Raw genomic sequence first — 16,022 nt, 5'->3', positions numbered from 1 at the left:
TTCACCTTCACTAGAGCTCGGTAACTAATCGCGTAATCACTCGCACCTTCACAGGCTGATTGGTGTGCAAATTCGCTTCATTCTGAAAATCAGATACACAGTCCTTCGAAACCTTCTTCGTCGCATCCACGGTAATTTCAAGCACTTGCTGCCCATCGCTCGGTGTTAGCCTGCGCACCTGATTCACGCGTACACCATAGTTTTCAGCCGTTCTTCCGAAACGATTAGTCAAATCAGCATCACCAGCAATCTTGTTCACAATCGCAGAGGATAAGGGCACCATCAAGCCTACTAAACAAAGGGTAAAAACAATCGCCGTACGCTTCGCCCATGCCGCCGAGCTCGATGAACGACCGCGGATACCCGCCATAAAAAAGTTGGCCGCACTCCCTAACACGATTGCTACCACATTCGTTCCAAACAAAATCGCCGCTCCTTGCGACACCTCAAATTTCTGCAATGCTAAGCAAATTCCCACTGTTGCAATCGGTGGAACCAAAGCCGCGGCAATAGCAACCCCAGCCAATGCGCCACTCAGCTTCGGACGAGCCAAACAATAACTCGCCGCAATCCCCGAGATAAACGCTACCCCCAGATCGAGAATACTCGGAGCTCCACGCGCTAATAATTCGTCAGTCAGTCCCAAGCCTAAGAATCGAGCGAAAACCCCAAAACCGAACGCCACGCTCAAGGCGAACAAGAAACCTAAACCCACCGCCTTCTGACAATTCTTCCACAATGGCCAATTTCCCTGAACCACTGAAAGTCCACCTCCCAAAAGTGGAGTCATTAGAGGCGCCACTAACATTGCCCCAATCACTACTGCCCCACTGTTAGCGAGAAGACCTAACGAGGCGATACCTGTCGATAAAGCCATCAAAGCAGCGAAATCAAACGACCAACGCGCTTTGTCTTCCACTTCATCGAATAACAAAACCCTTTCACTCCGCTTCAGTTGGGGGATTGAAAGCATCATCATCCGCTCCAGACGATTCCGCAGCTGATGCTTCGTCGAACGCTCCCCACGAATGATTCCCACACTCATCCCCTCATCCCCACGCATCAACCTATCAGGGACAGTGCCAAAAAGTTTCTTTCTAATCGACCCCGCACCAGAAGCTCCGATCAATAACATCCCATAAGACTCAGAATGGATTTCTTCATGTATTGCCTCAAAAACATCACTATGTACGACCGCCTTTGTTGAAACCACATCCTCTTTCACTCCCGACTTCTTGAGAAAACGAGCTAACTGCATCTCACCTACTTCCCGAGACACCTCATCCACATCTGGCTCCACCAAAAATGCCGTCAGGTTTCTACCCAAAGCATCCGCTGCTATCTTCAACCCCCTTCTTGAATGCGGCCCACCTGCACACGGCAATAACACCCGCTCACCAGCACCTTCCCCCAAACGCATCACCATCACAGCACAGTCTACCTCATCCACTAGATACTGAATCGCTTTTCGATACACCTCAGGATGTGAAATCCTGTCCTGTAACACTAACAAGTCAGGCTTCCGCTCCTTTACAACGGCGTGAATAGACTTCGAGACATTTACTGCCTCTAACATTCCAAACTCACTACCCTCTGGCACTCCACCCTCACCCCACCATGCATGAACATCTTCTTCGCTCCACTGTTCTGTCAGCTTACTGTGCCCCTCCTCTACCCGCAACAAACCAAGCTTTCCACCCTCTCCAGCAAACCGAACACACCACCGCTTCATCCCAGCTGCAGTATTTTGATCTCTTACGACTAACAGAATATTCACTATGTCGTAATAAAAGTTTCTAGCGCAGCTTCAACTCCCAATTCACAACATCACCCACGTAACCACAGCATTCCACAAAATTTCATAAATTCCACACAGCGTCACAGACAGCCACAAGGCTTTTTACAAACCCATCTAGCCAACCAATTTAAACATCTAAGACAACCCAGTCGTGTGGTGAAGTAATTTGTCCACACGACCTAAACCGAAGGCTCACTTTCCCCTTTATCCTTCTCCCTTTTTCCTTACTACTTCCGCCATGCACTTCACTACACTTTCAGAACTCACAAACAACCAAAACTGGGTCGGACTCGGCATCGCTGGCAACCAAGCCGAACACCTCAATCAGGCAGGCGAAGCTGACGACTTTAAGGAGGTCGTTGCCCTCGAAAACGCTCCCAAAGGGATCTTCCCATGGTATATCCCAGGCCACGATAGTTTCCTTGGCACCAACCCACTCTCAAGCGACAAACTTAACCACAATGGCGAGCCAGTGCTCCAGCCAGAGCCTGAAATCGCTCTCGTTGTAAAATTCACCTACGCCTCCGACGCCTCAGAGACTTCTGTCGAAGACCTCGATGTCCTCGGTTTCACAGCCTTCAACGATTGCTCCCGCCGTGTCAACGCTCCAAAAATCAGCATCAAAAAAAACTGGGGAGAAGCCACCCAGGGTATGTCAAAAGACATCCTCCCTATCAACGACTTCAACCTCCCAGGTGGCACCATCGATAGCTTTCGCCTCACCTGCTATCTCAAGCGCAACGGTGAATTTCTCCAGTACGGCAAAGATACCGCCGTATCCGACTACTGCTATTTCAACCAAACCCTCGTCGACTGGATGGTAAACCAAATCAACACCCAGACTGATCACGGCCCACTCGAACCCCTCAGCGCAATGCTTGCCTACTCCAAACCCGCCTACGGCATCATCGCCATCGGCGCCACCTGCTACTCAGACTTCGGCAACAGCAACCAACGCTTCCTCCAAGAAAACGACGAAATCTTCATCATCGCCTACGACGCCTCCCACCACACCAACACCGACATCCAAACCTCCCTGACAAACAACTCTCCACTCAAAAACGAAGGCTCCCTCATCATCCTCCAACAATCCGTTACCACCTCCGCCCTGGCCACCACCTCAATCTAACTAAGCTCTGCATTTTCCGCATAAAATGCCCCCCCTTCTCGGGCTCAATTCCCTGAGATACCTCATAATGATTAGACTCACACTCACCACATAAACCGCAACGAGATTCCCCCCTGTAACTATTTTCACGCAAAATAAACATCAACTCCCATAACATAGAGACCAAAGGCCTCCCCCATCTTAGCCTAGAGTAAGCTCATAGAGCGCAACCCTGTGTCTACGGATGAAAATAGAAACGACCAAGCCAACACGCTCCGCAATAGTTCCCACCCACAACCGCATCCCCTTCTCCGATGCCATGCATCAGCGCTCCACGTATTTCTATCAGATTGTCAAATAGGAAGACGACCGCAACACACGATCAATCTCTATTTATCTACAGGATCAATATCCCTTGCCCGATTATCCTAGTCTCAACTAATCTATTCAGGTGATCCAATCCTTCGCCTGCAAAGAAACCGCGCACCTTTTCCATGAAGAAAAGAGCCGCCGTTTTCGGGCAATTTCACGAGTTGCGCTGAGGAAGCTGATCCAAATGAACCGCGCCGGCAAACTCGATGACCTCCGTGTTCCTCCCGGTAACCGACTCGAAGCACTCAAGGGGGAGCGCTCAGGGCAACATTCCATTCGCATCAACCAACAATGGCGCATCGTCTTCCGTTGGACCGATGCCGGACCAGCCGATGTCGCCATGGTCGACTACCATTGACAACACCCTTATGACGTCATACGTTATACCCATGAACCCACCGATCACACCCGGCGAGATCTTGCTCGAGGAATACTTAGAGCCAATGGGGATTTCCCAGAATGCCATGGCCCGCGCGATTGGCGTCGCTCCGCGTGCGATCAATGAAATCGTCCACGGCAAACGCTCGATCACTCCACAAATGTCGATCCGCTTTGGCGCCTTTTTCGACCAATCCCCCGAATTTTGGCATGGCCTCCAAGTCGAATGCGACTTCCGCGCCCTGCGCAAGCAAGCCAAAGAGCTCACCAAAAACATCCCCCGCGCCGAAACCCTCAGCGCCTAAGCTCCTGAACCAGCACTCCCCCCAAAAAAAATCTGAGCTAATCATTCCAATCTGTGGTCCGAAAGCTCCATCCATTCTCCGCCCACCCAGTCGACAACTGCGCACTAAGCAAACTACAAAAAAATACATACACACTTCTAACAGTCAGTATGTCAATTAATGCCAAGCCATCGATTTACTTAATAGCATACTCACGCAAGTACCTGAAAAAACTTTCGCGTCTTTCGCGGTTAGGAAATCACCCCAAACTAGGAAAGCACTTCTTAAAATTCTCCCCAACAGGCGCAGTGAAAGTCAGTGATTCGCCTGTCACGGGATGGGCGATACTTAAGCTCTTAGCTTGAAGCAACATTCTCGTACCTGTGCCTAGCAGTTGGCCGAGCTGGTCGCAGCGTTCGATCCCAGCGTAACGGTAATCCCCCACGATTGGCAGATCAGTATCGAGTAAATGCCGACGAATCTGATGGAAACGGCCTGTGTGCGGAACAGCTTCTATCAAACTAAGCGTGTTCCCTTGATTTTCCTCACTGCATGGCTGGTCAGCCAAAGCCGGATGTTGATAACTCTCTAACACCTTAAAGCTGGTGTGCGCTTCACGAACTGGCGCCCCCTCATCTTTCTGAATCGGCACATGGCATTCCCAACTGTTTTGCTCTGACACTCCCTGCACCACCGCCCAATACTTTTTCTCAAAATCGTGATACTCCAGCGCTTTGTGCAAGTGATGCGCCACCTTCTTGTCTAGCCCTAACAAGAGCACGCCTGATGTCGGCCGATCCAGCCGATGAATCGTATAAACACGTTTGCCAATCTGATCACGAAGGATCTTCATCGCCACCAAGTCACCCTCCTGCGGCTCCCGAGCTGGGTGCACCAAATAACCAGCCGGCTTATCAATCACCACCAACCATTCATCCTGATACAAAATTGCTAACTCCTCACTCATTCAAAACTCAACATTTTTCATTCAACATTCGAAAGCGCAGCTTTCGCTACACCGCATCTCTCGCCGCTAAATAAGCATTAGCAAGTGCCACAGGAAGCTCCTGCGCTGTCGCATCGACCGATTGAATACCGTGCTCATGCAGCTCTTTCAAAATGGCAGCACGATCATCGAGATACATCTGAGTCGCACCAACTGCGAGCGCATCATCCAAACTCACCACAGGCTCATCCATCCGGTCCATCACCTCTTTTTCACGGAGATTAGCTAACAGAGTAAGATGCTTCTGTCTCACCAATCGCAGCGGCTCTATCAAGTCAGCCCCATCCTCTCCGCGTACATTACTCAAAAATACCACCATCGCGCGCCTACGCTGACGCACTAACAATCTCTCTGCCGCTTCTGCATAATCACTCGGAGAAGTAGTTGTTTGATAATCATAAAGATGGTTCAAAATCGTAGTCATAGAGCTCACACCTTTCACAGGTGGCAACCATCGCTCTTCTCCCCCAAAGCTCAAAATGCCCACCTTATCTCCTTGCTTTAATGCCACATAAGACAGCAATAGCATTGCATTGAGACAATGGTCAAACTGAGGAATATCCCCATCCACCGCGCGCATCCGTTGGCCACAATCGACTGCTAGAATCAAGGTCTGATCACGTTGCTCTTGGAATTCGCGACTGATCAAATGACGTTTCTTAGAAGTCGCCTTCCAGTCCACTTTAGAAAGCGTGTCACCGAGCTGATAGTCGCGCAGCTGATGAAAGTCCTTACTCATCCCAGCCCTATTCTTCAGTACGATTCCCATTTGCTCAGGGCTGTTCTCCATTGCTAACAAAGCAAACTGAACCACTGGCTCATAGTTAGGATAAACCCGTGTACTCTGGGTCTCACCAGCGCGCAGCTGACGTGTCCAAAACCCTAACAAACCCCGATACTCAATGTGCGCCGCATCCACTTCCCACATGCCGCGTTCTCTAAAACGCACCGGGTATTCTAACTTTAGATGCTTCTTCGCATCAATGCCTCCACTCCAGGGTAAACCATCGCTTTCCGCAATTTCAGGCAAACCATCATACACTCTGACTTTTACGGGGAAGCGTGAGCAGTTGCTAATCTTTAACTCAACTACCGATTCTTGATCGATCGCAAAACGTGTCGGCAAAACGCGTTCAACCTCCAACTTTGGTATCGCTAGCACAATCACCAAATCTATCAACATCAACGCCACCCAGACAGCCAATGCTATCCACCACAATTGTGTGAGCTCAGGCAATATTGAAACGAGAATTCCAATCCCCAGCCATACAAAGCCACAAGATATCGCCAAGTTACTTGGCTTACAGCGCCCTTTCTTCCAGAGCACTAAGATTGCAATGACAGGGCTAAGATAAAACAAAGCACTGACGAAAAATCCTATAAAGCCACTCATGGAGGCCAAATGGTGAGGACCAATCATTGAAAATTTACTGACGTGGCGCCTCCACCGAAGCTACGATACTCAGAAGTGCATCATCGACTTTCTGCCCACTAATCGCCAGCTCGGGACTCAACTGAACTCGGTGACGAAGCACAGGAAGAGCTGATTGCTTAATATCATCAGGAATCACATAATCACGGCCAGCCATATAAGCATAGGTCTTCGCGATTTTAACAAGACTAATCGCTCCGCGAGTTCCTGCCCCTAAACTAATCCCCTGTGTATTTCGGGTCGCACGCACAATATTGACTGCATAATCGACTACCTCATCGACACAGCGAATGTGAGCGACTTCCTCTTGAATCTTCACGATATCCTCTGGAGAGCTGAGTTGTTTCACTGAAGCGGGACTCAAGCCAGCTCCACTAGTCACATCTCTCACAATCTTTGTCTCGTCCTTAATCGATGGATAGTCGATCACTACCTTCATCAAAAATCGATCAAGCTGAGCTTCAGGCAGAGGGTAGGTTCCCTCTTGTTCAATAGGGTTCTGCGTGGCCAATGCCATAAAGGGTGGAGTGAGTTTAATCGTCTCCCCATCGATCGTCACCTGCCGTTCCTGCATCACTTCTAACAATGCAGCCTGCGTTTTTGCCGGTGAGCGGTTAATTTCATCAGCTAACAAAAGATTCGTAAAAATGGGCCCCTTGCGCACCTGAAATGTCTGACTCTTCATATCGTAAAGTGTGAAGCCAGTCACATCAGACGGCATCAAGTCGGGCGTGAACTGAATGCGTCCAAATTGCCCACCAAATGTATTGGCCAAAGCAACCACAAGATGGGTTTTCCCTAATCCAGGCTTCCCTTCTAACAGCACGTGACCACCAGCCAAAAAAGTAGCAATCACCTGATCAATAACGAGGTCTTGGCCAAACACTACTCTCCGAAGTTCTGCCCGCAGTTGCTGTACATAACTTTGCTCTGTCGACGAACTACCCATGCTCACTGCTGAGTTGTCCAGTGTTTCTTGTGATTCATTCATAATTGTTTCAATAGGGTTTGAAGATTTTTGGTAATGCGCACCATAGTGCTGGAGTCTTTGACCTGTTTCAGAGTCATTGCTTCGGTAATCTGTTCTCGATTCATCCCAGAAGATTCACTGAGTTTTTCAAGTAATACACTGGAATCCTGATGCTCAGAAAATGCGTGGCCAGACTTCTGGAGCACCGCCTCTCGTAAACTTTTGAGTAAAACATCAGACCGCTCTTGCCTCCAAAAGAAGCGACCAACGTGCTGCACCTGCTCTAGATAGTTTCTAGAATGCCCCTCCGTAACCTCTAACAAAGGCCCGAATCTCGGTAAATTCTTCCATAGCCACAACACAGTCAGAACGAACAATGCCCACATTGCCTTCGATGCATGCTCTCCTAGCATCGAAGTAAAACTTCTTATTTTGCCCAATGAAAACTCAACATGCTCATTGTTGGCAACCATCGCATCGAGTAACTCTGCATGTTGCTCTAATTCCAAATAAGGATTCCGGAACAAGCGGGCTTCACTTACAAATGTAATCCTGCCCATAAATTCATTTCCCTGCTCAGAATAACCATACAAACGACTAAAGAAGCGATGATGGTCAGCGATGTCGTACCAATCACCGATATAATAAGTGTCGTCTATGGATTCGAAATATTTCATCCCGCCGAGCCGCGCAGCATAGCTTTGCTCATCATCGAAATAGATATCAACCACCTCCGAACTGGGGAGAATCCTTCCTCGTGCAATCTTATCGAGCCGCTCTTCCCTCGCTTTTTTTAAAGCTTCATTCTCTTCTTCGCCCGTCTTCTCCAGATCTCCTAGAATATCTTCTGCGCTCTCCCAATCCTCATCCACTTCGAGCTTCAAATCCACAGCCTCTAACAGCATGTTGATGCCGTTGTTAATTTCATCCTCCTCGGACTCACCCCAAACTTCTGGCTCATGATCTGGATAGCCGCCGACATCAGTCCAGAATTCTTCCCCGCGTTCGAGAAAACATACGAAATGGCCACCATCGGCTACCCATTCAAGAATGCGTTCTGCATCGCCCACTGAGCGCACACTCGAAGCTGGCGCAAACACCGTCCCATCAGCTTCATCAAACTTGAGCACCCCACTCGTACTCTCCACCACTTTTCCACCAGCTTCTAAATAGCGTTCAGCAGCGAGGTACGGGTTCTTACGCGCCTTCCCCATATAGCCGATGACGTTTTCCTTTTCCTCAGTCTCGCGAGAACACGAAGCTAAGAAAAACACTGTGAAAATACATGCCCAGAAATACCTCAAGCCACATCCCCCTTACTAAACGGCCACGCTCGCATTAACCACGAAGCATCTTCATTACTAGGAACGGCTGAACCGTATGCTAAGCGCATCCAGCAATGTGTTAATCGATCAAAATACTCACCCCGTTCATCAGAAATCTGCGAGTGCACCGAGCGCAAGCAATCAAGTTCAGTATCACCATCAGAGATTTCTACATCATCTTGCAGTACGATCGCTGAAATCGCCCCTCTGTATAGAAGACTCATCGCTTCTTGATATTTTCTCTCATCCCACGCCTTACGAGCAGCAGCCACAATGTCATCGGGCAAACTCTCCGGAGTGATATCCATTCCCATCACAGAACTGACCTTAGGCTCAGCTTTCGATAGTCCAGAAACTTTCGTCCCAGTGAATACATGTCTGTTAGAATAAATAAGCCAAACAAGACCCGCCACTATCGCAGCCAATACAGCCCAGAAAATGAACTGAGCCAGCGGACCGACAAATCCCCAATCACCGCTTTGGAAACCAGAAGATGACGACGAATTAGTACTCACGGGAACTTCAACAATTTCAGTGTGAACAATGAAATCTTCATGCTCCATCACTTGCTCTAAGCGTTCGTTTGAAGCTTCCGTTACCTCTCCAAAACCGAGACCACCGCAAAGAAGCATCGCAATAGTTTTACCAGTATTCTTTAAAATGCCACTCACCCGCTCACTCATGCGCTTGAATGCCAACTCGATATCCCAGCCTTCGGTCACTGTCCGGCTATTGATATAAATCGCAAATCCAGCCCCCACATAAAATGGCTCGACTAAAGTAATGGCCAACAACACTAAAACTAACAAAGCCCAGACGTATGGCGCCTCAATGAATGCGGCATCGCTACCCATAATGTGATCGACCCAAAATTCCTCTAACACCACCGAATCTCCGAACAAAGCCAGCACACTCAGAGACAAAAAGAACATCGAAACAATCGAGGCTAACACTAAGACGAGGCAGATCAACGATGCTTGGCTCGCGCCCTCACCACCATTGCGAGAAAGCAAACTCACTCGCTCTCGATACGCTTTGCGCTTCAAGCCCTCCAGTTCCATCACTGGTTGAGAAAGCCCACGCCCTAGATCGAGCGGCCCTAACAAGAGAGTGCCAAATGCCCTCCTCGTAAACATGCCAGGAAGCGCTCTCAGCAACTCGCTGAACGTTGAGTCTTCGCCAAACAATCTGCGACTAATCACAAACAATGGCACTCGGTCACAAAACGGCAAAATCCAAATACATAAAAACCCCGCGATCCATGGACGTCCCTCTTCAAAGGGCAACATCTGCGAAAGTGCAATGATCAGAAACCACAAAGGAACTACCGTCAGCAGCCACGCCGAGATTACCTTTCCATAGTTCTCACGCACCAAAGCACAACCCAGATCGATTGATTCCCAGCGTCCGCGCGGTCTAATCTCAGCAGTTACTTTTTCAAGCTTCACGCTTCCCCCTTCCCACAAATCCAAAATAAACAATAAGCAATGCCCACCCAACAAAACCAACCGTGTATTTCACCCACGGAGCAAAATAATGAGCCGACCAAAACCCTTCCACGCAAGCTGCGATGAAAGTAAGAAAAAACGCGCCGTAAACCAGAGGTAGACCTTTCTTACCACTTTCTAACAATGCTCTCCCGCGCGACATCCTACCGGGATTCAGAAGCCCTAAGCCGATCCGCATTCCAGCCATTCCAGCCACCACCATACCTGTCAGTTCGTAAGGAGCATGCCCGGACACGAAGCTAAAGAACTTCACCGGATCACCATACTCTATCACATAGGCCATCGCTCCACCTATGCCTAAACCATTCATCAGCAGAATAAACAAGCTGCCCACTCCTGCTAGAATCCCCCCTGCTATGATCTGAAAATCAATGCCAATATTGTTGTACACGTAGAAGCCAAACATCATGAAGTTTGCTCCAGCCTCGTCGCGCATACTTAAGTTCGCATTCTCACTCTTACCATACATGGAATCCATATTCTCCATGCCATGGCTCCCTAAAATACTCCGTACCCAATCTAAATCGTAGTGGACCGAAATCCACATCCCAAACAGAGGTATCAAGAAAAATAACCAACACAAAATGTGCAACCTCCACTCACGGCGCATCACCTGTGGAAATTCTTCGGCAAAAAAGTAGAGTGTTTTCTCAATAAATCCACCCGAGCTTCTCGCCAAGACCTTGTGCCCACGAATCACTTGTTGGTTGAGAAATTCACAAACAGCTTCCCCGTACATCCGATGACGCGCAATCGATAACTCTTGGCAGCGCTCGCGTACCATTTTGGGAATCTTCTCTGCATCAATCTCACCACCCTTCTTGCCGGACTCTAACAGCTTCATTTGGCGATCGTACTCGCGCCACTGTTCAGATTTTTTCTGTTCGAATTGACTTCCCCCCATTGCTTTATCTTCCCTCTGTTAACCAATCAGCCATACCTAACAACTTTGTCATCCCCTTGCGATCACTCTCGCCAGTCACTGCGCTAGCGTGATTAGCTAGCTCAATTCTCCGCGCTTCCGACCACAAGCCTGCACGCTCACGAAAAGCTGCGATGGCAGCCTGCTCCTCACGTGTTAGAGCGATCGGCGGAGCCACTGCTTCTAATGCTGGCGGTAAAGTAGCTGAAAGGTGCTGCACTGGCTTGTCATAAACAACCACCGTATTCGCGACAAGATCACCTAGGCGTTGAAACTTCTTAGAAAGAAAACAAGTCATTAAGCCAGCTCCATAACCACCAATAAAAATACCCATCGAACCACTCGGCACGCCCGGCAACATATCAATGTAGCGCAAAATATTACGAACCAGCACCTGACCGCGATTGGCTCGGTTCCCTGAACCATCAACTACCCGAATACCTAGCGCACGTTTACCTGGAGTCGCCGCTTTTTTCCCTCCTTCAAAGAAAGCAAAATACCCCCAAGACATCAAAAATAAGGAGATCAACATTACACCAGCCGCAATATTTCCATTTGAACCAATGGCAAGCATGGTGGTCACGATCCCAATCACAAACAACAAACCTAGAATAATGAGGTAATCAATCACCAAGGCCATCGCCCGCGCGAAAGGTCCAGCCACCCTCAATAAGATTTCCACCCCATCACCAAGCTCCACGCTCTGTAAGGTATCTATCTTTTGCTCGGGTTTCGCCATACACTCAAATTTCTCAAGCAGACTAGCCTCTAGCCCAATGGCGTAAAGAAAAAGAACCACTCCAAACACCTGTAAATCGATATTTTCTCATTTTCCAAGCTCAAGCCCCGCACCGAAACCTGTTAAATTGTAAACCATTCTGTCGCGGATTGCCATTGTTCCCCTCCGACTTGCTGACTCATATATGTTTTACCAATTTTCTGTCTTTAGACTACTCACCCCATGAAATCACACCTAACATTCGCTCTTACATGTAATCTAGCAGCATTATCTGCACTCAGTGCTGCTCCAAAAGGAAATAAGCTAGATTTCGATAAGGTCTGGGAGACACAGAACATTGAAATTAAATCTCCTGGCATCGAGCACCCAAAAGCCAAACCTGGTTTTCCTCCACGAGCTCTTACACTCTCGAAAGATGCACATATCGCATTTATCGGTGGCGGTTTGGGATCACGCATGAACCTCTATAGCGAATTCGAAACCGAGATCCAGCGACGTTACCCAGAGCTCAACCTCTACATTCGTAACATGTGTTTCGAAGGCGACACCCCCGCTTTCCGCCCACACCCAGCGCGTAGCAGCTATGTCGTTCTCCCTGATGGAGAAAAACTGGTGAAAGAAGAATACCGAGCAAAATCAAAATCGCGTGGTCACTACGAGACTCCCGCCCAATGGCTCGCCCGTCATAAAATCGACACTGTCATTGGCTTCTTCGGCTATAGTGAATCATTTGATGGCCTAGAGCGTCTCAATGGCTACAAGGAAGAGCTCAGAGCCTTCATCAAACACACCCTCAAGCAAAACTATAGTATAGCGGTAAGCAGGTGCAACTCGCCATCGTTGGCCCTGCTGCCTTCGAAAACCTCAGCACTGATTTCGATCTCCCGAATGGAGAAGAAACCAATAAACGTCTCGAAGACTACACCCAAGCCATGGCTGAAGTCTGTAAAGAAGAAGGCGTCCTCTTCATCGATACATTTGATGCCACCTCCAAACTCTACAAATCTAACAAAGACTACCTCACCAGCAATAGCCATAACCTGACTCGCGATGGCTACCGGCAGCTCTCACCCGTTTTAGCAAATAAGCTTTTCGGAGAAGCCAAAGCGAAAGGTGATTACCAGAAAACTCTAGCAGCAGTTAGTGAGAAAAATCGTCTCTGGGTCATGGACTATAAAATCCCCAATGGCGTTCACGCCTACGGACGTCGCTTCGCTCCTTTCGGTGACAAAAACTACCCAGTAGAGATTCGAAAAATCCGTGAAATGACCCACCTGCGCGACCGAGCGATCTGGGCTAATAACCAAGGAAAAAGCTTTGACCTCGCTGCTGCGGACAAAGAAACCACGCCACTCATCACAGTCGAGACAAACTCTGACCGCCCAGTCGATTATAAAGACGGTGAAGAAGTCGCGGAAATCATGCAAATGGCAGAAGGATTCAAGATCGAACTTTTTGCCGACGAGAAACAATTCCCCGAACTCGCCAACCCCTCACAAATGGCATTCGATAATGCGGGTCGACTCTGGGTCGGCTGCATGGGTTCCTACCCTCACTACAAAATCGGTGACCCACTCCCGAATGACAAAATCATTATTCTCGAAGACACCGATGGCGACAACAAAGCGGACAAAGTCATCACCTTCGCCGACAAGCTCAGTGTCCCCACTGGTTTTGAAATTACCGAAAAAGGAGTCTTCGTCGCCCAAGGTAAAAACCTACTCCTGTTAGAAGACACCGATGGTGACAGCGTCGCCGACAAGCGCACTGTGGTGCTTTCAGGATTTGATGATCACGACACCCACCACGCCGTCTCTTCCTTCTGTGCCGATCCATCGGGAGCCTTCTACATGGCTGAAGGAGTTTTCTCCCACACCAACACCGAAACTCCATACGGACCAGTGAGAGGAACCGACGGTGGCTTCTATCGATACAACCCTAACAAAATGCGTCTCGAGCGCACCGCTCAAATCAATGTCCCTAACCCGTGGGGAATTGCCTTCGATGATTGGGGGCAAAACTTCTTCCTCTACACTTCAAACCCAGCGATGGGCTGGATGCAACAAGCAGCGCTGAAGCCAGATTTTGGACGCAACTTAAAATCCTCTGACCTCCTCACCGACCAACGTGTCCGACCTACCTCAGGGCTAGAATTCGTCTCCTCGCGCCATTTCCCCGATGAAATGCAAGGTGACGCCCTGCTCTGTAACAACATTGGCTTTCTAGGGTGCAAACAGCACAAGATCGTCCAAGATCCGAAAACAGGTTTCTACAGTGCAGAATTTCGCCAAGACCTCTTCTACGCCCCAAAAGAATACCAATACTTCCGCCCAGTAGATCTCGAATTTGCTCCCGATGGCTCACTCTTTTTCATCGATTGGAGTAACGTCCTCATCGGCCACATGCAGCACTCCGCTCGAGATCCAAAACGCGACCACGTTCACGGTAGAGTCTACCGCGTCACCTATCCATCACGCCCACTCCTCAAACCTGCAAAAATTGCAGGAGCGAGCATCGAACAGCTGCTAGAAAACCTCAAGGAACCAGAGATTAGAACTCGCTACCGCACCCGCCGTGAACTTCGCGGCCGAGATGCTGACAAGGTGTTAGAAGCCACTCGCTCATGGGTAGCTCAACTCGATAAACAAAACCCGCGCTACGAGCATCACCTGCTAGAAGCGCTCTGGGTTACTTGGGGAGTCAATAAAATCGACCAAGACATCCTCGAGTCTACCCTCTCCGCTAAGAACTTCCGTGCACGTGCTGCTGCAGTCCGCGCCGCTCGCTACAATGTTGATAAAGTTTCTAACTTAGAGCAGCTCATGCTCACTGCATGTGAAGATCCGAACGCCCTCGTCCGTCACGAAGCAGTCATTGCATCCTCATGGATCGCCGGTGAACTCGGTCTCAAAATGATCAACAAAATCGGCCAAGTCGGCATTGATAAACAATACACAGGGGATGCCTTCAAGTTTGCCCATGGCGATCTCACCGGCAATAAAGTGAAAGTGAAGGACAATAGCTACAAGCCAATGAAACGAGGAATCACTCGTAGAACAGGAAAAGAAGTGCGCGTCCAAATTAATTGCGTCCACGAAGGCCTCAAATTTGACTTCGAGAAATTCACTGCGGCAGTTGGCCAAAAGATCCAGATCACATTAAACAACCCAGATGTCATGCAGCACAACCTTGTAGTCGTAAAGCCTGGCACCGAAGATAAAGTCGCTAGGCTAGCAATCGACATGGGTGCCGAAGGCTTCCCCAAAGGCTTCGTCCCTGAATCCGGTGATGTCATCGCCGCCACGAAATTACTCAATTCAGAACAGCAAGAAGTCATCGAATTCACCATCGAGGAACCCGGAACTTACGGCTACATCTGCTCTTTCCCTGGTCATGATAAAGTCATGCGTGGAGTTATCATCGTAGAATAATTCTCGCGTTATTTAAAGAACCTAACCACACGAGCAGAGCTATACAACAAGCCTGTGAATCAGCTTTTCTTGACTCCACCGGCTCAAACCACTTAAGTGTTACTACTTATATAGTACAACTATTATGAACGGATATTACGAATTAAAAGAAGCCGCTGGCGGGAAGTTTAAATTTAACCTTAAAGCTGGAAACCACGAAATCATTCTCAGCAGCCAGCTCTACACAACTAAGGCCGCCGCCCAAAACGGCATTGAATCCTGTCAGAAAAATGGCACAGACGATGCTAAATTTGAAAGACTCACTTCAAAAGCTGACCAACCCTATTTTCGATTGAAAGCCGGCAACGGCCAAATTATCGGCTCTAGTGAAATGTACAGCTCAGAAGCAGCCAGAGACAACGGCATCAAGTCCGTCCAAACCAACTGCGCCACTACTACCATCAAATAGTCTCCTCATGAACGAACTCAAACAACAGCTCATCGATAAATTAGGGATCGATGAAGCAATGGCAGACACTGCTATCCAACTCGTTTTTTCTTACGCCAAAGATAAGCTCCCAGAAAACCTTCGAGGTCCACTTGATCAAATTTCTAAGGGTGAAACACCCGATATGGGTGACACAGCCATGAACGCTCTAAAAGGCTTCCTTGGATAATCTGATTCACACTAAGATTTTTACAATACCGACCAGACTCGCTCTCGGTCGGTATTTTTATTTCTAGTACTCCCGAATAATTTCCTAACTATA

The 16,022-nt window shown here is 48.7% G+C and carries 14 protein-coding genes; 6 read left to right on the top strand and 8 right to left on the bottom strand.

Translation table 11 applies throughout. The features are described from left to right. Positions 1 to 10: 10 nt before the first annotated feature. Positions 11 to 1,732 carry a DUF389 domain-containing protein gene (locus tag ACFPK9_RS15370; protein WP_377096327.1) on the bottom strand — a complete coding sequence of 574 codons (1,722 nt, stop codon included), beginning with the start codon at positions 1,730 to 1,732 and terminating at the stop codon, positions 11 to 13. A 304-nt stretch (positions 1,733 to 2,036) separates the two neighbouring features. Here ACFPK9_RS15370 and ACFPK9_RS15365 point away from each other — a divergent pair, with 304 nt between their 5' ends. From ACFPK9_RS15365 to ACFPK9_RS15355, 3 genes are all read left to right on the top strand, one after another. Then, positions 2,037 to 2,927: a DUF5718 family protein gene (locus tag ACFPK9_RS15365; protein ID WP_377096324.1), complete on the top strand. Its 891-nt coding sequence runs from the start codon at positions 2,037 to 2,039 to the stop codon at positions 2,925 to 2,927. Between the two features lie 430 nt (positions 2,928 to 3,357). Beyond that, positions 3,358 to 3,636, top strand: coding sequence for a type II toxin-antitoxin system RelE/ParE family toxin (locus ACFPK9_RS15360; protein WP_377096321.1), 279 nt, complete (start codon positions 3,358 to 3,360; stop codon positions 3,634 to 3,636). A gap of 10 nt (positions 3,637 to 3,646) precedes the next feature. Further along, the gene (locus tag ACFPK9_RS15355; protein ID WP_377096319.1) at positions 3,647 to 3,961 is read left to right on the top strand and encodes a HigA family addiction module antitoxin; all 315 of its coding nucleotides are present in this window, start codon (positions 3,647 to 3,649) and stop codon (positions 3,959 to 3,961) included. A gap of 238 nt (positions 3,962 to 4,199) precedes the next feature. Here ACFPK9_RS15355 and ACFPK9_RS15350 read toward each other — a convergent pair whose 3' ends face one another. Genes ACFPK9_RS15350 through ACFPK9_RS15320 form a run of 7 tightly spaced genes read right to left on the bottom strand, consistent with a single transcriptional unit; the run spans position 4,200 to position 11,842 of the window. After that, positions 4,200 to 4,907 carry an RluA family pseudouridine synthase gene (locus ACFPK9_RS15350; RefSeq protein WP_377096316.1) on the bottom strand — a complete coding sequence of 236 codons (708 nt, stop codon included), beginning with the start codon at positions 4,905 to 4,907 and terminating at the stop codon, positions 4,200 to 4,202. A gap of 46 nt (positions 4,908 to 4,953) precedes the next feature. After that, the gene (locus ACFPK9_RS15345; RefSeq protein WP_377096313.1) at positions 4,954 to 6,339 is read right to left on the bottom strand and encodes a DUF58 domain-containing protein; all 1,386 of its coding nucleotides are present in this window, start codon (positions 6,337 to 6,339) and stop codon (positions 4,954 to 4,956) included. Positions 6,340 to 6,373: 34 nt separating this feature from the next. Further along, positions 6,374 to 7,327: an AAA family ATPase gene (locus tag ACFPK9_RS15340; RefSeq protein WP_377096658.1), complete on the bottom strand. Its 954-nt coding sequence runs from the start codon at positions 7,325 to 7,327 to the stop codon at positions 6,374 to 6,376. 38 nt (positions 7,328 to 7,365) lie between these two features. Next, entirely contained in the window at positions 7,366 to 8,622 is a 1,257-nt protein-coding gene (locus ACFPK9_RS15335) for a DUF4350 domain-containing protein (RefSeq protein ID WP_377096310.1), read from the bottom strand. Between the two features lie 26 nt (positions 8,623 to 8,648). Continuing rightward, a complete protein-coding gene (locus ACFPK9_RS15330; RefSeq protein WP_377096308.1) occupies positions 8,649 to 10,121 on the bottom strand; it encodes a hypothetical protein in 1,473 nt (490 codons plus the stop codon). Then, positions 10,111 to 11,085, bottom strand: a complete 975-nt coding sequence (locus tag ACFPK9_RS15325; RefSeq protein WP_377096305.1) for a stage II sporulation protein M — start codon at positions 11,083 to 11,085, stop codon at positions 10,111 to 10,113. The genes ACFPK9_RS15330 and ACFPK9_RS15325 overlap by 11 nt, the downstream gene beginning before the upstream one ends. 4 nt (positions 11,086 to 11,089) lie before the next feature. Continuing rightward, on the bottom strand, positions 11,090 to 11,842 hold the full coding sequence (locus ACFPK9_RS15320) for an RDD family protein (RefSeq protein WP_377096302.1): 753 nt from the start codon (positions 11,840 to 11,842) through the stop codon (positions 11,090 to 11,092). Positions 11,843 to 12,666: 824 nt separating this feature from the next. Between ACFPK9_RS15320 and ACFPK9_RS15315 the strand changes: the two genes are divergently transcribed. The 3 genes from ACFPK9_RS15315 (at position 12,667) to ACFPK9_RS15305 (ending at position 15,929) form a co-directional block, all read left to right on the top strand. Next, a complete protein-coding gene (locus ACFPK9_RS15315; RefSeq protein WP_377096299.1) occupies positions 12,667 to 15,273 on the top strand; it encodes a PVC-type heme-binding CxxCH protein in 2,607 nt (868 codons plus the stop codon). Between the two features lie 124 nt (positions 15,274 to 15,397). Beyond that, a complete protein-coding gene (locus ACFPK9_RS15310) occupies positions 15,398 to 15,721 on the top strand; it encodes a YegP family protein (RefSeq protein ID WP_377096296.1) in 324 nt (107 codons plus the stop codon). A gap of 7 nt (positions 15,722 to 15,728) precedes the next feature. After that, positions 15,729 to 15,929: a hypothetical protein gene (locus ACFPK9_RS15305; protein ID WP_377096294.1), complete on the top strand. Its 201-nt coding sequence runs from the start codon at positions 15,729 to 15,731 to the stop codon at positions 15,927 to 15,929. Positions 15,930 to 16,022 lie beyond the last annotated feature (93 nt).

The sequence above is a fragment of the Rubritalea spongiae genome, assembly GCF_042652385.1.
GTDB classification, from domain to species: Bacteria; Verrucomicrobiota; Verrucomicrobiia; order Verrucomicrobiales; family Akkermansiaceae; genus Rubritalea; species Rubritalea spongiae.
Note: the sequence above shows the minus strand (reverse complement) of the source record. Positions and strands in the feature narration are given on the sequence as shown.